Source organism: Streptomyces sp. TRM70350, assembly GCF_019219825.1.
In the GTDB taxonomy this organism is placed as follows: Bacteria; Actinomycetota; Actinomycetes; order Streptomycetales; family Streptomycetaceae; genus Streptomyces.
This window is the reverse complement of sequence record NZ_JAHUXH010000004.1, coordinates 28,641-47,647: the sequence shown is the minus strand read 5'-3', so window position 1 is coordinate 47,647 and position 19,007 is coordinate 28,641. Positions and strand designations below refer to the sequence as shown.

General features: G+C 70.7%; 14 protein-coding genes and 1 pseudogene. 4 read left to right on the top strand and 11 right to left on the bottom strand.

Annotated elements, in window-relative coordinates:
• Positions 1 to 15: 15 nt before the first annotated feature.
• From solA to KWI83_RS08225, 4 genes and pseudogenes are all read right to left on the bottom strand, one after another.
• Positions 16 to 1,164: an N-methyl-L-tryptophan oxidase gene (gene solA / locus KWI83_RS08240; protein ID WP_218513630.1), complete on the bottom strand. Its 1,149-nt coding sequence runs from the start codon at positions 1,162 to 1,164 to the stop codon at positions 16 to 18.
• Positions 1,165 to 1,223: 59 nt separating this feature from the next.
• On the bottom strand, positions 1,224 to 3,671 hold the full coding sequence (locus KWI83_RS08235; RefSeq protein WP_218513629.1) for an FAD-dependent oxidoreductase: 2,448 nt from the start codon (positions 3,669 to 3,671) through the stop codon (positions 1,224 to 1,226).
• 62 nt (positions 3,672 to 3,733) lie between these two features.
• Positions 3,734 to 4,404 (bottom strand): annotated as a pseudogene (locus KWI83_RS08230) (MBL fold metallo-hydrolase); the annotation flags it as partial.
• Positions 4,401 to 5,486, bottom strand: a complete 1,086-nt coding sequence (locus KWI83_RS08225; protein ID WP_218513628.1) for an S-(hydroxymethyl)mycothiol dehydrogenase — start codon at positions 5,484 to 5,486, stop codon at positions 4,401 to 4,403. The pseudogene KWI83_RS08230 and the gene KWI83_RS08225, both read right to left, overlap by 4 nt.
• 416 nt (positions 5,487 to 5,902) lie before the next feature.
• Here KWI83_RS08225 and KWI83_RS38195 point away from each other — a divergent pair, with 416 nt between their 5' ends.
• The 4 genes from KWI83_RS38195 to KWI83_RS08210 all read left to right on the top strand — a co-directional run bounded on the left by KWI83_RS38195 (position 5,903) and on the right by KWI83_RS08210 (position 8,277).
• Positions 5,903 to 6,178 carry a helix-turn-helix domain-containing protein gene (locus tag KWI83_RS38195; protein WP_256361970.1) on the top strand — a complete coding sequence of 92 codons (276 nt, stop codon included), beginning with the start codon at positions 5,903 to 5,905 and terminating at the stop codon, positions 6,176 to 6,178.
• Positions 6,067 to 6,411, top strand: a complete 345-nt coding sequence (locus KWI83_RS38190; RefSeq protein ID WP_374106282.1) for an IclR family transcriptional regulator C-terminal domain-containing protein — start codon at positions 6,067 to 6,069, stop codon at positions 6,409 to 6,411. Before KWI83_RS38195 ends, KWI83_RS38190 begins: the two co-directional genes overlap by 112 nt.
• An 82-nt stretch (positions 6,412 to 6,493) precedes the next feature.
• On the top strand, positions 6,494 to 7,366 hold the full coding sequence (gene purU / locus KWI83_RS08215; protein WP_218513627.1) for a formyltetrahydrofolate deformylase: 873 nt from the start codon (positions 6,494 to 6,496) through the stop codon (positions 7,364 to 7,366).
• Positions 7,367 to 7,479: 113 nt separating this feature from the next.
• Positions 7,480 to 8,277 carry an IclR family transcriptional regulator gene (locus tag KWI83_RS08210; protein ID WP_218513626.1) on the top strand — a complete coding sequence of 266 codons (798 nt, stop codon included), beginning with the start codon at positions 7,480 to 7,482 and terminating at the stop codon, positions 8,275 to 8,277.
• Between the two features lie 16 nt (positions 8,278 to 8,293).
• Here the strand turns inward: KWI83_RS08210 and folP are convergent, their stop codons facing one another.
• From folP to KWI83_RS08175, 7 genes are all read right to left on the bottom strand, one after another.
• Complete coding sequence (gene folP, locus KWI83_RS08205) at positions 8,294 to 9,214, bottom strand: dihydropteroate synthase (RefSeq protein WP_374106281.1); 921 nt, start codon at positions 9,212 to 9,214, stop codon at positions 8,294 to 8,296.
• 119 nt (positions 9,215 to 9,333) lie between these two features.
• Complete coding sequence (locus KWI83_RS08200; RefSeq protein ID WP_218513625.1) at positions 9,334 to 9,936, bottom strand: sarcosine oxidase subunit gamma; 603 nt, start codon at positions 9,934 to 9,936, stop codon at positions 9,334 to 9,336.
• Positions 9,929 to 13,174 carry a sarcosine oxidase subunit alpha family protein gene (locus tag KWI83_RS08195; RefSeq protein ID WP_218513624.1) on the bottom strand — a complete coding sequence of 1,082 codons (3,246 nt, stop codon included), beginning with the start codon at positions 13,172 to 13,174 and terminating at the stop codon, positions 9,929 to 9,931. Before KWI83_RS08195 ends, KWI83_RS08200 begins: the two co-directional genes overlap by 8 nt.
• A gap of 12 nt (positions 13,175 to 13,186) precedes the next feature.
• Positions 13,187 to 14,419: a sarcosine oxidase subunit beta family protein gene (locus KWI83_RS08190; protein WP_218513623.1), complete on the bottom strand. Its 1,233-nt coding sequence runs from the start codon at positions 14,417 to 14,419 to the stop codon at positions 13,187 to 13,189.
• 70 nt (positions 14,420 to 14,489) lie between these two features.
• Positions 14,490 to 15,350, bottom strand: a complete 861-nt coding sequence (locus KWI83_RS08185; RefSeq protein WP_218513622.1) for a bifunctional methylenetetrahydrofolate dehydrogenase/methenyltetrahydrofolate cyclohydrolase — start codon at positions 15,348 to 15,350, stop codon at positions 14,490 to 14,492.
• A 36-nt stretch (positions 15,351 to 15,386) separates the two neighbouring features.
• Entirely contained in the window at positions 15,387 to 17,825 is a 2,439-nt protein-coding gene (locus KWI83_RS08180; RefSeq protein ID WP_218513621.1) for an FAD-dependent oxidoreductase, read from the bottom strand.
• A gap of 193 nt (positions 17,826 to 18,018) precedes the next feature.
• Positions 18,019 to 18,996, bottom strand: a complete 978-nt coding sequence (locus tag KWI83_RS08175) for an ABC transporter substrate-binding protein (RefSeq protein WP_218513620.1) — start codon at positions 18,994 to 18,996, stop codon at positions 18,019 to 18,021.
• Positions 18,997 to 19,007: the final 11 nt, after the last annotated feature.

The following is a 19,007-nucleotide window of genomic DNA, read 5'->3' as shown; positions in this document are numbered from 1 at the left end:
TCACCTTCGGAAATGTCAGACGCGCACGCGGCGGGGATCGAACAGGGCAATGGGGTGGTCGGTGGCGCCAACGGTGGCCAGGTCGGCGAGGATCTCGCCGATGACAGGCACGAACTTGAACCCGTGGCCGGAGAAGCCGCAGGCCACGATCACCTGCGGATGCTCGGGATGCCGGGCGAGGACGAAGTGCTCGTCCGGCGTGTTGGAGTACATACAGGCCGCGGCCCTGAGGAAGCGGCCGGGCAGGGTGGGGATGCGCGGGCGCAGGTAGTCGGCCATGGCCGCGATCTCGTCCGGGTGGATCCGGCGGTCGAGGTGGTCGGGGTCACTGGGGACGCCCTTGCGGAAGAAGGCGACCTTGGCGCCGCCGTCGGGGCCGTCGAGCGAGGGGAAGCCGTAGATCTGGGTGCCGTCGGGGTCCTCCCAGATGTAGACCGGGTGCCGTTCGGCGCTGAACGGGCGGACTCCGCCCTCGGGTTGGAACCAGTACATGACCTGGCGCTCCACCGTCACGCCCACACCGAGGCCGGACAGCAGCTTCGGCGCCCAGGCCCCGGGGGCGATGACCAGCCGCTCGGCGGTGTAGGCGCCGCGGTCGGTGACCACCCAGGCCTTGCCGCCCCGGCCGTCGGCCTCCCAGCCGAGGACCATCTCCGCGAAGTGCAGGTCGGCGCCGTGCGCGCGGGCCAGGTCCAGGTGAGCCGTGACGGTCGCCTCGGGACGGGCGATGCCGGCCTTGCGCTCGTAGAAGGCGACGTCCTCGGCCGCCGGGTTGAAGGTGGGGAAGCGGCGCCGTATGTCGGCTGCGCCGAGGACCTCGTGGTCCAGGCCCCACGCGTGGGCGCTGCGCAGGGTGCCGGTGAAGGCCTCACTCCCCTCGCGGCCGATCACGAGACCGCCGGTCTCGGTGAAGACCTCGCGGCCGGAGTCGGCGGCGAGCTTCTCCCACAGTTCGCGGGCACGCAGAAGCAGGGGTACGTAGGCCGGGTCCTCGAAGTAGGCCTGCCGGTAGATACGGGATCCGCCGTGGCTGGAGCCGAGGTTGTGGGCGGGGCCGAAGCGCTCGATGCCGAGCACTCGCTGACCGCGGGCGGCGAGGTGACAGGCGGCCGCGCTGCCCATCCCGCCCAGGCCGACGACGATCACGTCGTACGAAGTGGCCATGTGTCCATCTCCTGGGAATCTTGCCGATGAGGGTTGGTGCTGCCGGTGCTCGGGCCGGTTCAGCGCCGGATGCGGGACATCTCGGGGTCGAAGAGGGGCTCGGCGGCGGTGACGGCCGCGACCTTGGCGCCGAAGTACTCGATCTCCACCGGGGTTCCGGGGGCGGCGAGTTCGGCGGGCATCCAGGCGTACGCGAGGGGCGCGCCGATCGTGTAGCCGTAGGCGGCGCTGGTCACGTAGCCGACCGGGCGGCCGTCCACGTACACCGGTTCGTGCCCCATCACCACGGACTGCTCGTCCTGGACGACCAGCGGGGTGAGCCGGCGGGTGACCGTCTCGTCGCTGATCCCCTCCAGCGCGGACTTGCCGGTGAAGTGCTCCTTGCTGCGGCGGACGGCGAAGCCGAGACCGGCCTCGTAGGGGTTGTGCTCGGTGGTCATGTCATGACCCCAGGAGCGGTAGCCCTTCTCCAGGCGCAGGCTGTTGAAGGCGCTGCGGCCGGCGGCGATGATCCCCAGCTCCTGCCCGGCCTCCCACAGGGTGTCCCACAGCCTGGCGCCGAGGTCGGCGGTGGTGTAGATCTCCCAGCCCAGCTCGCCCACGTAGCTCAGCCGCATCGCGGTGACCGGGACGTCGCCGAGGTAGGCCTGCTTGGCCTTGAAGTAGCCGAAGCCCTTGTGCGAGAAGTCGGTGTCGGTCAGCGGCTGGACGAGGTCGCGGGCGCGCGGGCCCCAGACGCCGAGGCAGCAGGTGCCGGCGGTGATGTCCCGTACCTGCACGGAGCCGTCGTCGGGGAGATGCCGGCGCAGCCAGTCCAGGTCGAGGTTGCCGTTGGCGCCGATCTGGAAGCGCTCGGTCTCCAGGCGGGCGATGGTCAGGTCGCTGCGGACACCGCCGGCGGCGTCGAGCAGCAGGGTGTAGGTGACCGAGCCGACCGGCTTGTCGAGCTGGTTGGTGGTCAGCCTCTGGAGGAAGGCGAGCGCTTCGGGTCCCGTGATCTCCAGCCGCTTCAGCGGGGTCATGTCGTACAGGGCGACGCGCTCGCGGGTGACGAGGGCCTCGGCACCGGCGATCGGCGACCAGTAGCGGGACGCCCAGTCGCCCCGGCCGGGGACGCGGGCCACCTCGGGCAGGTCGGCGTTGGCCTCGTACCAGTGCGGGCGTTCCCAGCCGCCGCCCTCCAGGAAGACCGCGCCGAGGGCCTCCTGACGGGCGTGGAAGGGGCTGGTCCGCAGGGGGCGCGGGCGTTCCGCGGGCTGCAGCGGGTGCAGGATGTCGTAGACCTCGGCGAAGTTCTGGCAGCTGCGCTCGTTCACGTACGAGGGTGCCAGCTGCACTTCCTCGAAGCGGTTGACGTCGCACTCGTGGACATCGGTGCCGGGCCGGCCGTCGACCAGCCACTCGGCCATGGCCTTGGCCACGCCGGCCGAGTGGGTGACCCAGACGGCCTCCGCGAGCCAGAAGCCCTGGACCTTCGGCGACTCGCCCATCAGCGGCATGCCGTCTGAGGTGAAGGAGAAGATGCCGTTGAAGCCCTCCTCGATCTTCGTGTCGGCCAGGGAGGGAAGCAGGGCGAGGGAGTCGGCCCAGGCGCCCTCGAAGTCGGCCTCGGTGAACTCCAGCGAGGACGGCATCGCGGAGTCGCTGGGGTGCGCCACCCGGTCCGGGCTGACGGGCATGGGGCGGTGGGCGTAGGAGCCGATGCCGATGCGGTCGACGAGTTCGCGGTAGTACAGGCCGGCGTCCTGGTTGCGCAGGATCGGCAGGGACGCCTCGGTGTGCTCGTCGTTGCGGCCGGCGAGCAGCGGAAGTTCGGTGGTGCGGGCGTACTGGTGCGCCATGGGCACCAGCGGCACCGGCTGCCCAACCATCTGCCCGATCCGCGGGCCCCAGAATCCGGCGCAGGAGACCACGATGTCCGCCGGGAAGGTGCCCTGGTCGGTGACGACCGCGCTGACCCGGTCGCCGGTCGTCTCGATCCCGGTCACCGTGTGGTGGGCGTGGAACCGGGCGCCGCGGGCCGTCGCCAGGCGGGCCTGCGCCTCGCCCGCCCGCAGCGCCTTGGCCAGGCCGTCGCTGGGGATGTGGAAGCCGCCGAGGATGCGCTCGGGATCCAGCAGGGGGTGTAGTGCGGCGGACTCCTCGGGCGTGAGCAGGCGGCTGTCGACTCCCCAGGAGCTCAGCCAGCCGTGCCGGCGCCGGATCTCCGCCAGCCGTTCGGGGCTGGTGGCCACCTCCAGGCCGCCGACCTGTTTGAAGCACCACTGCCCGTCCAGGGTCAGCGCGCTGTACTTCTCCACCGTGTACCGGGCGAACTCGGTCATCGTCTTGGACCCGTTGGTCTGGAACACCAGACCGGGGGCGTGCGAGGTGGAGCCGCCCGTGGCGAAGAGCGGGCCCTGCTCCAGAACGGTGACGTCCGTCCAGCCGCGTGCGGTCAGTTCATCGCTGAGTGCGCACCCGACGATGCCGGCGCCGATGATGACCACCCTCGGCTGTGCCGCCATGGTCTTCCTCCAGGTTGGTAGTGCTGTGACGGGCCTTGGTACTGCGGTGACGGGCCGGGCCAGTGGCCGCGGGCGATCCACTCGTCGAGATGGGGCGCCTCGGCCCCGATCGAGATGGTGGGGCCGTGGCCGGTGTGGACGGTGGTGTCGGCGGGGAGTGCGTGAGCAGCCGGTCGCGGATGGAGGCGATGATGGTGTCGAAGTCGGAGAAGGAGCGGCCGGTGACTCCGGGGCCGCCCTGGAAGAGGGTGTCGCCGGAGAACAGGGCGCCCAGCTCGGGCACGTACAGGCAGACGGAGCCGGGCGAGTGTCCGGGGGTGTGCAGCACCTGGAGTGCGGTGCCGGCCACGGTCAGGTCCTCGCCGTCGATCAGCTCCCAGAAGTCGGGCACCCCCATGCCGTGCACCGTCTTCCACAGCACCGCGTCGGCCGGGTGCAGCAGGATCGGCGCGCCGTAGCGGGCGGCCAGGGCCGGAGCGGCGTTGACGTGGTCGTTGTGGGAGTGGGTGCACACGACGGCGACCAGACGCCGGTCGCCGACGGCGGCGGCGATCACGTCGGCGATGGGGGTCCCCGCGGAACGGAGCTTGTCGGAGTCTTGGGGGAACGCGGCGTCGATCACGAGGACCTCGTCGTCGTTGCCGATCAGCCAGACGTTGTTGTCGACCTCCCAGCGGCCGCCGTCCAGTACGAAGGTGCCGGAGGTGACGAGGCGTTCGATGCGCGCGGTCACAGGACCACCACCGAGCGCAGGACCTCGCCGTGGTGCATCTTGGCGAACGCGGCCTCCACGTCGTCCAGGCTGATCGTCTCGGTGACGAAGTCGCCCAGGTCGAAGCGGCCCTGGAGGTAGAGGTCGATCAGGGCGGGGAAATCCCGGGCGGGCAGGCAGTCGCCGTACCAGGAGGACTTCAGTGCCCCGCCACGGCCGAAGACGTCCAGCAGGGGCAGGTCGAGGGCCGGCTCCGGGGTGGGGACGCCGACCAGGACGGCGGTGCCGGCCAGGTCGCGGGCGTAGAAGGCCTGCTTGAAGGTCTCGGGGCGCCCGACCGCGTCCACGACGACGTCGGCGCCGAAGCCGCCGGTGAGGGTGCGGATCGCCTCGACGGCGTCGGTCCGGGAGGAGTCGACGGTGTCGGTGGCGCCGAACTTCTCGGCCCAATTCAGCTTCCGCTGGTCGACGTCCACGGCGATGATCCGGCTCGCACCGGCCACCTTGGCGCCCGCGATCGCGGCCATGCCCACGCCGCCGCAGCCGATCACCGCGATCGAGTCTCCGCGGCCCACGCCGCCGGTGTTGACCGCGGCGCCGAACCCGGCCATCACCCCGCAGCCGAGCAGGCCGGCCGCGGCCGGCGAGGCGGCCGGGTCGACCTTGGTGCACTGCCCGGCGGCGACCAGGGTCTTCTCGGCGAAGGCGCCGATGCCCAGGGCCGGGGACAGCGGGGTGCCGTCGGCCAGGGTCATCGGCTGGGCGGCGTTGTGGGTGGCGAAGCAGTACCACGGCTTGCCCTTGCTGCAGGCCCGGCAAGTGCCGCAGACGGCACGCCAGTTGAGGACGACGAAGTCCCCGGGCGCGACGTCGGTGACGCCCTCGCCGACCGACTCGACGACACCGGCCGCCTCGTGGCCGAGCAGGAACGGGAACTCGTCGTTGATCCCGCCCTCCCGGTAGTGCAGGTCGGTGTGGCAGACACCGCAGGCCTGCACCCGCACCAGCGCCTCACCGGGGCCGGGGCTCGGCACCAGGACGGTCTCCACCGAGACCGGTGCGCCCTTCTGGCGGGCGACGACGGCGCGTACCTCGTGTGTCACGGTCGATCTCCTCGTCGAGGGGACGGCCGAATGCGATCTTCGGGATCTTCGGCCTGATGTTCTGGATGGCGGGAGGACGTCGATCGCTCCCCGGAGCGATCGACGAGGGAGGGAGAGAACTTCACCCCGGCCTGGGTGAGACCCGGGGGGCCGGGCCGAGCCGCCATAGTTGCGGATTACGCAACTTTCTTCGCTATATGCAACGACCGATCAAACTGTCTCCCTGCGGACACCCACTGTCAAGGGGTTGGTCGAGCGAAGTTGTCATCCCGGCGGAAAGCGGACACCTAACGCCCACGGTCACGGGCGGCGCGGAGCCCGGTACGGCACTGGTCTCCGCCAGGGTGCGGCCTCGCGTCTTCTCGGCCCACTCCACAAGTAGATGTACACGGGGGACGGTTGCATGAGGTCGCGTGATGTCAGACGCCTTGCACCAGCCTCAGCACGCGCACCAGCCGGAGTCCCCGGTGCAGTCTGCCGACCGGGCCGCGGGCATTCTCGAATTCCTCGGCCGCCGCGAAGAGGCGGGCGTCACGGACATGGCCGCCGCACTCGGCGTACACAAGTCCACGGCAACCAGGTGCTCCGGCCCCATCCGCCCGAGCCAGAGCTCGCGAGCAGGCTCACCGGGCCGCCGGAAAGCCACACACCGCACACCGTCACTGATCCCGAGACCCTCCGGGCGCAGTTGAAGCGCGCCCGCGCGGACGGCTGCGCCTACAGCGTCGAGGAGTTCGAGAAGGACGTGAACGCGGTGGCGGCGCCGGTCTTCACCTTCAGCGGAGAGGTGATGGCGGCACTCAGCGCCTCGGGGCCGCCCCTCCGGCTGACCGAGCGGCGACCGCCAGAGGTCTCCGCCGTGGTGCGGGCGGCCGCCGAGGAGATCTCGGAGCGCCTGGGCCACTTCCGCCGGATCACCCCTTGACCACTCGGCCACCCCCATTCAATTATGTTGCGCATAGCTCACCGTGTTGCGTAATTCGCGCCACCGACCGACGGAGGAAGGCATGTCTCCTCGACCGCAGCCCGGCCGTGAGTTCGTCCTCACCCTTTCCTGCCCCGACCAGGCCGGCCTCGTCCACGCAGTGACCACCTTTCTCGTGAGCCACTCCGGAAACATCCTGGAGAGCCAGCAGTTCGACGACCGGCTGCAGGACCGCTTCTTCATGCGGGTGCACTTCGACGTCTCGGACCCCGGCATCTCCCTGGAGGACCTGCGCACCGGCTTCGGTCCGGTCGGCCAGGCGTACGGCATCACCTGGCAGCTGCACGACGCGTCGACCCCGACGCGCACGCTGATCATGGTGTCGAAGTTCGGCCACTGCCTGAACGACCTGCTGTTCCGCAAGTCCACGGGCGCGCTCAACATCGAGATTCCGGCGATCGTCTCCAACCACCGCGACTTCGAGCCGCTGGCGCAGAGCTACGGCATCCCCTTCCACCACATCCCGGTGACGAAGGACACCAAGGCCGAGGCCGAGGCGCGGCTCCTGGAGCTGGTGCGCGAGCTGGACGTCGACCTGGTGGTGCTGGCCCGCTACATGCAGATCCTCTCCGACGACCTGTGCAAGCAGCTCGACGGCAAGGCCATCAACATCCACCACTCGTTCCTGCCGAGCTTCAAGGGCGCCCGGCCCTACGTCCAGGCGCACCAGCGCGGTGTGAAGCTCGTCGGGGCCACGGCGCACTACGTCACGCCCGACCTCGACGAGGGCCCGATCATCGAGCAGGACGTCGTCCGCGTGGACCACTCGCGCGACCCCGACGAGCTGGTCACCATCGGCCGCGACGTCGAGGCTCAGGTACTCGCCCGTGCCGTGGAGTGGCACAGCGAGAGCCGCGTGCTGGTGAACGGACACTGCACCGTCGTCTTCCGCTGACGAGCAGACAGCCCTAGGGTGCGGGGAGGCCGTTGACGTCAAGCGCCCAACCGGCCCTTTGTCGAGTCACTGCGGCCCCTCCCCGCACACCGGCGATTGCGTATAGTTGCGCTATGAGCAACTACGCCGCAGATAGCGAAACAGCGGGTACGGCGGTGAACGGTGTGCAGTCCGTCGACCGCGCCGTCAGCGTCCTGGAGATCCTCGCCCAGCGCGGCGAGGCGGGCGTCAGCGAGGTGGCCGCCCAGATCGACGTCCACAAGTCGACCGCCTTCCGTCTGCTCGGGGCACTGGAGGCGCGCGGCCTGGTCGAGCAGACGACCGAGCGGGGCAAGTACCGGCTGGGCTTCGGGATCGTGCGCCTGGCCGGCGCGGTCACCGGCCGCCTCGACATCACCCAGCAGGGCCGCCCGGTGTGCGAGCGGCTCAGCGAGGAGATCGGCGAAACCGTCAACATCGCCGTCCTGCAGGAGCACTACGCCGTCAACCTGTATCAGGTACGCGGCCCTGGCGCCGTCGGCACCCACAATTGGGTCGGTCAGCTCACTCCCGTGCACGCCACTTCGAGCGGCAAGATCCTGCTGGCCCATCTGACGGAGAAGGGGCGCGCCCGCGTGCTCGCGGAGTCGGGGGTGCAGAAGCTGACGCCGCACACCCTGACGGCCAGGACAAAGCTGGAGAAAGACCTCGCCGAGTCGCGGGAGCGTGGGTACGCGGTGGCGCTGGAGGAACTCGAGATCGGACTGCACGCCGTCGCGGCGCCGATCCGGTCCCGCGACGGCGAGGTCCTCGCCGCGCTCAGCGCCTCCGGCCCCACATACCGCTTCACCGAGGAACGCATCCGCGCAGTCGCACCCGTGCTGATCAGCGGCGCGGACGAGATCAGTCGCCGGATGGGCTATCTGGGCTGAGGCTCCACGGGGGCGCTCAGCCCAGCGGCGACCCCACCGGCGCCGGCACCTCGGCTCCCCAGCGCGCCGTCACGCGTACCGCGTCAGCCGTGGAGACGACGTCGTGCACGCGCAGGCACCAGACACCCTGTGCGGCGGCCAGCACGGAGACAGCCGTCGTCGCGGCATCGCGCAGCCGTGCGGGGCGGGGTTCTCCCGTCGTCCGGTCCGCCAGCAGGCTGCCCAGGAACGACTTGCGTGACGCTCCCACGAGGACAGGATGTCCCAGGGCCATGACGTCCCCGAGGCGGCCCAGCAGCTTCCAGTTGTGGTCGGGCGTCTTGGCGAAGCCCAGCCCGGGGTCGACGACCAGGCAGCCGGGCCGTATCCCGGCCTCCAGCGCCGCGTCGATCCTCAGCCTCAGTTCGTCGAGCACATCGGTGACGACGTCGGCGTAGAGGGCGTTCGCCTGCATGCCGGCGGAGTGCCCTCGCCAGTGCATCAGCACGTACGGCAGGTCCGCCCGGGCCATCAGCGGCAGCATCGCCGGGTCGGCGAGCCCCCCTGAGACGTCGTTGACCAGCCGCACGCCCGCGTCCAGGGCGCGGGCGGCGATCTCGGCCCGCATGGTGTCGACGCTCACGACCGCGCCTGCCGCGGCGAGTTCCCGGACGACCGGCAGGACGCGTCGCAGCTCCTCCTCGGCCGTCGGGCGTGCCGCCCCGGGACGGGTCGACTCGCCGCCCACGTCCACGATGTCCGCGCCCTGTTCGAGCAGCGCGAGCCCATGTGCGACGGCCGCGTCCGCGGCGAACGACAGCCCGCCGTCGGAGAACGAGTCCGGGGTGACGTTCACGACGCCCATGACCAGCGTCCGGCCGGGCCGCGGCAGCCCGTGCGGGTGGATACGGGGCGTGCCCGGGTGGGGAGAGGTGGTGGCGTGAGCCGTGACGGTCACAGGAGTCCAGCCTTCGAACGTACGACGATGAGGTACTGCGCAAAGCCCTGTGGGAGCCCCTCGGCGGAGCTCCCACAGGGAGGACGGGCGAACCCGCCCTGTCACTCGGGCGTGTTCCGTCAGACGTATTCCGTCGCCGCGTCGAGCAGCCAGTCCGCCAGATAGCCGGCGAACGTCGAGCGCACCAGGACCCAGAATCCGGCCCTGTATTCGTCCCGGGCGACCAGGACGACCTGTGTGCGGCCCAGTGTCGTCTGGGCGCAGCGTCCGGGGCCGAAGGCCCGCGGGTGCAGGTCCAGCGAGCAGCCGTGGGCCAGCAGGTCATGGGCGCGCGGGCCCGTGACCAGGAGCGTGGTGCGCTGCGCGGAGACGTCGATCACGGAGACGAACTCGTCGCCCGCGGCCTGACGGATCCGGCTCTCCAGGTCCCGCTCGCTGCCCGGCGGTCCCACCAGCAGCCACTCGTCCGGGCCGAGCCACAGCGCGGTCAACTCCCCGGCGCGGACCACGGTGTTCGGCTGGAGCGGTAGTTGCAGGTCCAGGGCGAGCCCGACGGCTTCCGCCGCCGCTCCCTTGGCGTCCATGCGCACGTTGAGCTGGGCCAGGAAGGGGAGTTCGGCCAGCCGGATCGCGCCCCCGGACGTACGTGTCGCGGCGGCCAGGTGGTCCGCGACCTGCGACAGCGGGCTGCGGAGCGGGGCGGTAAGGGCGGTCTCAGCCATCGCGGCGGGCTCCCTCGGGGTCGTAGAGGACGGGGCTGGCGACAGTCACCGGGACCAGCTGGTCGCCCACGGGGGCGTACAGCCGCTCGCCGATGCGGTCCCGGCCGCCCTTGATCAGGGCGAGCGCGAACGTCCGGCCGAGGGCGGCGCTGCGATAGCTGGACGTGACATGGCCGAGCATGGGGACGGGCGGGGTCGGCAGCACACCCTCGGCGACCAGATGAGTGCCCTCCGGGAGGAAGGTGCCCGGGTCCTCGGGGAGCAGGCCGACCAGGTGCTTGCGGTCCGGGCGGGCGGTGTCGGCGCGGGCGAAGGACCGCTTGCCGATGAAGTCCGGTTTCTTCTTCGACACCACCCAGCTCATGCCGAGGTCCTGGGGTGTGACGGTGCCGTCGGTGTCCTGGCCGATGATCGGGTAGCCCTTCTCGGCCCGCAGGACGTGCATGGTCTCCGTGCCGTACGGGGTGATGCCGTAGGGGGCGCCGGCCTCGTACACGGCCTCCCACAGGGCGAGGGCCCGCCACGGTGACACGTTGATCTCGTAGGCGAGTTCGCCGGAGAAGCTGATGCGGCAGACCCGGGCCTCGATGCCCGCGACGGTCGTCTCCCGCCAGGCCATGAACGGGAAGTCGTCGTTGGCCACGGCGAGTCGGGGCGCGAGCGCGGCGAGGACCGCGCGGGACTTCGGACCGACCAGGGCGACCGTGGCCCACTGCTCGGTCACGGAGGTGCAGTGGACCTTCAGCTCGGGCCACTCGGTCTGGAGCCACTCCTCCATCCAGTCGAGTACGGCGGCGGCGTTGCCCGTCGTCGTGGTGACCAGGAAGCGCTCCGGAGCGACGCGGATGACCGTGCCGTCGTCGAAGACCATGCCGTCCGGGCGGCACATGACGCCGTAGCGGATCATGCCGACCTTCAGGGTGCTCATCATGTTGGTGTAGAGCCGGTCCAGGAAGACACCGGCGTCCGGGCCCTGTACGTCGATCTTGCCGAGAGTGGAGGCGTCCATGAAGCCCACGCTCTCGCGGGTCGCCCGGCACTCGCGCAGTACGGCGGCTTCCATGTCCTCGCCGTCCTGCGGGTAGTACCAGGGGCGCTTCCACTGGCCGACGTTCTCGAACAGGGCGCCGTGCGCGACGTGCCACTCGTGGAGGGCGGTCGTGCGGACCGGGTCGCTCAGGGCGCCTCGGTCGCGGCCCGCGAGGGCTGCGAAGGAGACCGGGGTGTACGGCGGGCGGAACGTCGTGGTGCCGAGCGCCGAGATGTCCACGCCGAGCAGGTCGGCCACGACGCCGCCGGCCAGGATGCCGGAGGTCTTGCCCTGGTCGCTCGCGGTACCGGCCGTGGTGTAGCGCTTGGTGTGCTCGACCGAGCGCAGGCCGGCGCCGGTCGCGCGGGCCAGGTCGTCGACGGTGACATCGCGCTGGAGGTCGACGAAGCGGGGGCCTTCCGCGTCGCCCGGGACGACGTACACGTGCATCGGCGGCGTCTGCCGCGGCTGGGCGGGCACGTCCGGGAGGCGCGGTGCCTCGGGCGTGTAGCCCTCGGCCTCGACGGCGCGGGCACCCGCGGCGGCACCCTGTGCCAGGACGGTGGCCGGGTCGAGGACACCGCTCGCGCTGCCGACGACCTCGACCGCCTGACGGGTGGTGTCGGGGACGAAGGAGCCCAGCGTGTCGTCGTAGCGCAGCTTGCCCCCCGACTGACTGAACAGGTGCGCCACCGGGTTCCAGCCACCGGAGACCAGCAGCAGGTCGGCGGCGAACTCCCGCCGCTCCGGGGAGTCTTCGTACGGCGCGACGGTCACCGCGGTGAGGCGGGCCTCGCCCTCCGTGCTGATGACGGCGTGGCCGGGGAGGACTTCGATGCCGGCTGCTCTTGCGCGGTCCGCCCACTCCCCCGGTTCGGGGCGGGTGTCGACGATCGCCGCGATGGACAGGCCTGCCGAGGCCAGGTCCAGCGCCGCCGCGTACGCGCTGTCGTTGGTCGTGAAGACGACCGCGTGTCGGCCGGGCAGGGCGCCGTGGCGGTTGACGTGGGTGCGGGCCGAGGAGGCCAGCATCACGCCGGGGCGGTCGTTGTTCGCGAAGGCCAGGGAGCGCTCGTGGGCGCCGGTGGCGAGGACGACTCGGCGGGCGCGGATGCGCCAGACGCGTTCGCGGGAGACGTTCTCGGGGGCGTCGGCGCCGAGGTGATGGGTGCGGCGCTCGACGGCGAGCAGGTGGTTGTCGTCGTAGTAGCCGAAGACGGTGGTGCGGGGCAGGACGCGGACCTCTGGGGCGGCGTCGAGCTGCTCCGTCACCTCCCGCACCCAGTCGAGGTGTTCGGCCGTGCCGAGGAGGCTGCCGCCGGGTTCCGGCTGGTCGTCGGCGAGGATGACGCGGGCGCCGCTGTTCGCTGCCGCTGCCGCTGCCGCGAGGCCGGCCGGGCCGGCGCCCACGATCAGCAGGTCGCAGTGGGCGTGCACGGCGTCGTAGCGGGCGGGATCCGGGTCGGTGGCGAGGCGGCCCAGGCCGGGGAGACTGCTGGCGACCAGGCCGGCGTAGAGCTCGACGGTCGTGGCGGGGAGCATCGGCTCCGGGAAGGGCTCCTCGATCTGGATGACCGCGTTGGGCTCTTCGACGCCGGCGGAGAAGATGCCTCGGGGGCGGCCGAGCTTGATGCTGGTGCCGGCCTGGATGACGCCGTTGGCGAGGAGGGCGGAGGCGAGGGTGTCGCCGCGGTAGCCCTGGTATTCGGTGCCGTCGAAGGTGAAGGTGAGGGGTTCCTCGCGGTGGATTCGGCCGCGGGTCGCGTGGCGGAACGGCTGGGTTGCCTCGCCCCCGCCGCCCCTACCCGTCCCATCCCGAAGGGGCTCCGCCCCTTCCACCCCGCCAGGGGGCTCCGCCCCCTGGACCCCCGTCGGCCCTGAAGAGGCCTCGTCCTCAAACGCCGGACGGGCTGAAAATACTGGCCTCGGCTCAACAGTCGCCGGGCGTTCCTCTCCCGTCCTGTACACCGCCAGGACCTCGTTCGTCGACGTGTCCCGTACCGCGTTGAACCAGCGGCGGCAGCCCGCCGCGTGGCTCCAGCGCTCGGCGAAGGGGCCCTTGGGGTTGTCGCGGAAGAAGAGGTAGCGGGCCCACTCCTCGTCGGAGAGGGACGCCGGGTCCTCCGGGTAGGGCACGTGGGCCTGGCCGCCGTAGTGGAACTCGGCCTCGTCGCGGGGCCCGCACCACGGGCAGGGGATGAGCAGCATTGGTTCGGCTCCCTAGTGGGCCACCGCGGCCGCGCCGTGCTCGTCGACGAGCGCGCCGGTGGTGAAACGGTCGAGCGAGAAGGGGGCGTTGAGGGCGTGCGGGGTGTCGTTGGCGATGGTGTGGGCGTAGACCCAGCCGACGCCGGGGGTGGCCTTGAAACCGCCCGTTCCCCAGCCGCAGTTGAGGTAGAGGTTGTCGACGGGGCTGAGCCCGATGATCGGTGAGGCGTCGGGGCTGACGTCGACGATGCCGCCCCAGGTGCGCAGCACATGCGCACGGGCGAAGACCGGGAACAGCTCCAGGGCCGCCGACATCTGCTCTTCGATGATGTGGAAGGCGCCGCGCTGGGTGTAGGAGTTGTACGCGTCGATGCCCGCGCCCATCACCAACTCGCCCTTGTGGGCCTGGCTGACGTACACATGGACCGCGTTGGACATCACGACCGTCGGGTGCACCGGCTCCAGGAGCTCCGAGACCAGGGCCTGCAACGGGTGGCTCTGGACGGGGAGCTCGATGCCCGCCATGGCGGCGAGGACCGAGGTGTGGCCCGCCGAGCAGAGCGCGACCTTGCCGGCCGCGATGGGGCCAAGGCTGGTCTGGACTCCGACGACGCGGTTGCCGACCACGTCGAGGCCGGTGACCTCGCAGTTCTGGATGATGTCGATGCCCGCGGCGTCCGCCGAGCGGGCCAGGCCCCAGGCGACGTAGTCGTGCTTGGCGATGCCGGCGCGCGGCTGGTACGTGGCGCCCAGGACCGGGTAGCGCACGTCCTGCGAGATGTTGACGATCGGGCAGACTTCCTTGACGCCGTCCGCGTCGAGCCACTCCGCGTCCACGCCGTTGAGACGGTTCGCCTCCACGCGGCGCACACTGTCGCGGACGTCCTGGAGGCTGTGCGCGAGGTTCAGCACGCCGCGCTGGGAGAACAGGATCGGGTAGTCCAGCTCCTCCGCCAGTCCCTCCCAGAGCTTGAGGGCGTGCTCGTAGATTCCGGCGCTCTCGTCCCACAGGTAGTTGGAGCGGATGATCGTGGTGTTGCGGGCCATGTTGCCGCCCGCGAGCCAGCCCTTCTCCAGCACCGCGACATTGGTGATGCCGTGGTTCCTGGCGAGGTAGTGCGCGGTGGCCAGGCCGTGTCCGCCACCTCCGACGATCACCACGTCGTACGACCGCTTGGGCTCGGGATTGCGCCACAGCCAGTCGGGGTGGTCGGGGAGGTCGGCGCCGGGGGTGCGGGGGCTCATCGGACGTCTCCGTCTTCTGAAAGGGCTTCTGCGACGTGCGGATACTGGGGGTGCTCGGGGGCGTGAGCGTTCATACGGCGGTGGCGTTCCTCTCGGCGGCCTCGACGACGTTGGCCAGCAACATCGCTCGGGTCATGGGGCCCACACCGCCGGGCATGGGCGCGATCCAGCCGGCCACCTGGGCGGCGTCCGGGTGGATGTCGCCGACCAGGCCCTGGTCGGTGCGGGTGATGCCGACGTCCAGGACCGCGGCGCCGGGGCGCAGCATGCCCTTGGTGACCAGTCCGGGCGAGCCGGCGGCGGCGATGACGATGTCCGCCTCGCGTACGTGCCAGGCCAGGCCCTTGGTGCCGGTGTGGCACAGGGTGACGGTGGCGTTCTCGGAGCGGCGGGTGAGCAGGAGGCCGATGGGGCGGCCTACCGTGATGCCCCGGCCGATCACGCAGACACGGGCTCCCGCGAGCGGTACGTCGTGGCGGCGGAGCAGCTCCACGATGCCGCGCGGGGTGCACGGCAGCGGTGCCTCGACGCCCAGGGTGAGCCGGCCGAGGTTGACGGGGTGCAGGCCGTCGGCGTCCTTGGCCGGGTCCATGCGTTCCAGTACGGCGTTGGCGTCCAGGTGGCGGGGCAGCGGGAGCTGGACGATGTAGCCGGTGCAGGCCGGATCGGCGTTGAGCTCGTCGATCGTCTCCTCGACCTGCTCCTGTGAGGCGTCGGCGGGCAGGTCCCGGCGGATGGAGGCGATGCCGACCTGGGCGCAGTCGCGGTGCTTGCCGGCGACGTAGGCATGGCTGCCGGGGTCGTCGCCGACCAGGACGGTGCCCAGGCCCGGCGGGCGGCCGTTGGTGGCCGTCAACTTGGCCACGCGCTCCGCGAGTTCGCGGCGGATGTCGGCGGCGGTCGCCTTGCCGTCGAGCAGCTGTGCGTTCACCGGCGGTGTTCCTTCCCTCGGAGTCGACGCGGGGTGTCAGCCACGGAGGCGGGACATGGTGGGGTCGAACAGGGGTTCCTCGGCGACGACGGCCTCGATGCGCTGGTCGAAGTAGCCGATCTGCAGGGGCGTGCCGGGGGTGGTCAGCTCGGCCGGGAGCCAGGCGTAGGCGATGCCCTTGTCGATGGTGTAGCCGTAGGCGGCGCTGGTGACGTAGCCGACCGCTCGGTCACCGTCGTACACCGGCTCCTTGCCCAGGACGACCGCATGCGGATCGTCGATGGTGAGGCAGGTCAGCCTGCGCCGTACGTTCTCCTTGCGGCGCTCCAGTGCGGCCTTGCCGATGAAGTCGTCCTTGTCGAGCTTGACGGCGAAGCCGACGCCGGCCTCGTACGGGTCGTGCTCGTAGGTCATGTCGGTGCCGAAGGAGCGGTACCCCTTCTCCAGGCGGAGGCTGTTGAAGGCACCGCGGCCGGCGATGACGCCGCCGAGCGGCTTCGCCGCCTGCCACAGGGTGTCCCACAGTTTCAGGCCCTGGTCGGCGGTGGTGTACAGCTCCCAGCCGAGTTCACCGACGTACGACAGGCGCATCGCCGTCACCGGGACGCTGCCGATGTAGGCGCGCTTGGCGCGGAAGTACTTCAGGCCGTCGTTGGAGAAGTCCTCGTCCGTCAGGGGTTGCAGGACCTTGCGGGCGAGCGGGCCCCACAGGCCGATGCAGCAGGTGCCCGGGGTGATGTCGCGGACCTGGACCGTGCCGTCGGCCGGGAGGTGGCGGCTGAACCAGTCGAGGTCGAGGTTGCCGTTGGCGCCGACCTGGAAGAGGTCGCGGGCGAGGCGGGCGACGGTGATGTCGCTGCGAATGCCGCCGTCGTGGTCGAGGAGCAGGGTGTAGGTGACCGAGCCGACCGACTTGGCGACCTTGCCGGTGCACAGGCGCTCCAGGAACTCGGCGGAGCCGGGCCCGCTGACCTCCAGGCGCTTGAGGGCCGTCATGTCGTACATCGCGACGGTCTCGCGGGTGGCCTGTGCCTCGGCGCCGACGATGGGCGACCAGAACTGCGCGGCCCAGTCGTTCGGGGTGGGGATGGAACGGCCCTCGACCAGCTTCGCGTTGGCCTCGTACCACTGCGGACGCTCCCAGCCGCTCGCCTCCAGGAAGAAGGCGCCGTGCTCCTGCTGGCGGGGGTGGAAGGGGCTGGTGCGGATCGGGCGTGGGGCGCCGGACGGCTGGAGGGGGTGGAGGATGTCGTAGACCTCGACGAAGTTCTGGCAGTCGCGGGCCAGGACGTACTCCGGGGACAGCTGGTGCGGCTCGAAGCGGTTGACGTCGCACTCGTGCAGGTCGAAGGACGAGCAGTGGCCGTCGACCAGCCACTCGGCCATGGCCCGGCCGACGCCCGCGGAGTGGGTGACCCACACGGCTTCGGCGACCCAGAACCCCTTGACGTCCGGGGACTCGCCGAGCAGCGGGAAGTTGTCGGTGGTGAAGGAGAACAGGCCGTTGATGCCCTCCTCGATCTTCGCCTCGCGCGTCGCGGGGAGCAGGGACTGGGTCTCGGTCCAGGCGTCCTCGAAGTCCTCCTCGGTGAACTTCAGGATCGACGGCATCTGGTCGGCCTCGTCCACGGAGAGGATGTCGTCGGCGGAGATCGGCATCGGACGGTGGCCGTAGTAGCCGATGCCCAGGCCGTCGAAGCGGTCGCGGTAGTAGAGGTCGGCGTCCTGGTGGCGCAGGATCGGGCGGACCGCCTCCTCCGTCTGGCCGGCGAGGGCCGGCATCGGGCCGGTCCAGGCGAGCTGGTGGGCCAGCGGGGTCAGCGGCAGGTTCATGCCGACCATGCGGGCGATCTTCGGGCCCCAGATGCCGGCGCAGCACACGACGATGTCGGCCTCCAGGTCGCCCTGGTCGGTGCGGACGCCCGTCACCTCGCCGTCGGCCTGCAGGACGTCGAGGACCTCGTGACGGGCGAGGAAGCGTACGCCGCGCTCGGTGGCCCGGCGGATCTGCGCCTCGACGGCGAGGACCGCCTTGGCGAGGCCGTCGGTCGGGACGAGGAGGCCGCCGAGGACCTTGTCACGGTCGACCAGCGGGTGCTTCTCGACGCACTCGTCGGCGGTCAGGATCCGCGACTCGATGCCCCACGCGGTGATCCAGCCGTGCCGGCGGTGCAGTTCGGCGAGGCGCTCCGGCGTGGTCGCCACCTCCAGTCCGCCGACCTGAAGGAAACAGGGCTTGCCGTCGACGTCGAGGGAACAGAACTTCTCGACGGTGTAGCGGGCCAGCTCCGTCATGGTCTTCGAGGAGTTCGTCTGGAAGACCAGGCCAGGGGCGTGCGAGGTCGAGCCCCCGGTGGCCGGGAGCGGCCCCTGGTCGACCACGGTCACCTCGGTCCAGCCCCGCGCCGAGATCTCGTCCGCGAGCGCCGCGCCGACGACTCCCGCTCCGATGATGACCACACGCGGTCCCGCCATCGCCGCACCTCCGGTTGAGTTGCTTTCTGCGCAACGTGATTCAGGTTGCGCAACTCAATGTGCCTGCCGTGCAGGTGGGTGTCAAGAGGTCCGTCGACGGCGGAGAACGCACTGGACAACGGCCTGGAAAACGGGAATGCCCGGTGGGCGGTGCGCGTCCGTGCGCACCACCCACCGGGCATCCGTGAAGGGCCTACTTGATCCAGGCCTCCACCTTGTCCCGGTTGGCCTCGACCCACTTCTTCGCCGCGGCCTCGGGGGTCATCTTGTCCACCGCGATGTACTTGGCCACGATGTTCTGGTCCTCGTTCGTCCAGGTGAAGTTCTTCACCAGGTCGTAGGCCGGGCTGCCCGACTTGGCGAACTTCGCGCTGACGATCTTGTCCAGCTTGTACACCGGGTAGTCACAGTCGACCTTCTCCGCGTCGGCGTCGCAGCCCTCCTTGTACTCGGGCAGCTTCACCTTCTTGAGCGGCACCTCGGACATGAACCACTGCGGCTCGTAGAAGTAGCCGATCACCCATTCCTTGTCCTTCTCCGCCTTGCGGAAGGCCTGGATGAGGGCGGTCTCGCTGCCGGCGTACACCACCTTGTAGTTGAGCTTCAGGTTCTTGACCAAGGCCTCGTCGTTGGTCACGAACGACGGGTCGCCGTCGAGGAGTTGGCCCTTGCCGCCGGACTCGGAGGTCTTGAACTCGGCCGCGTACTTGTTGAGGTTGTTCCAGTCGAGGATGTCCGGGTGCTCCTTGGCCAGCCACGGCGGCACGTACCAGCCGATGAGGCCTTCGTTGCCGGTCGGGCCGGCGTCGACGGCGGTCTTCTGGTCGGTGATGTACTTCTTCTTCAGGTCGTCGTGGCCCCAGTTCTCGACGACGGCGTCGACCTCGCCCGTCCCGAAGCCCTGCCAGGCGATCTCCTCCTTGAGGTCCTTCTTGGTGACCTTGCAGCCGAGGTCCTGCTCAGCGACGTACGCGATGACCGCCGCGTTGGCCTCGTACCCCACCCACGGGTTGACCGCGAGGTTGAAGGTGCCGCACGTGCCGGAGCTGCCCGAGCCACCGGCGTCCGAGGAGCTGTCACCGACCTTCGCACCGCCGCAGGCGGTGAGGGTGAGGCCGAGGACCGCTATGCCGGCCGCGCCGACTCTCCACTGTCTTGCTTGCCTTGCCATGGTCAGTGCTC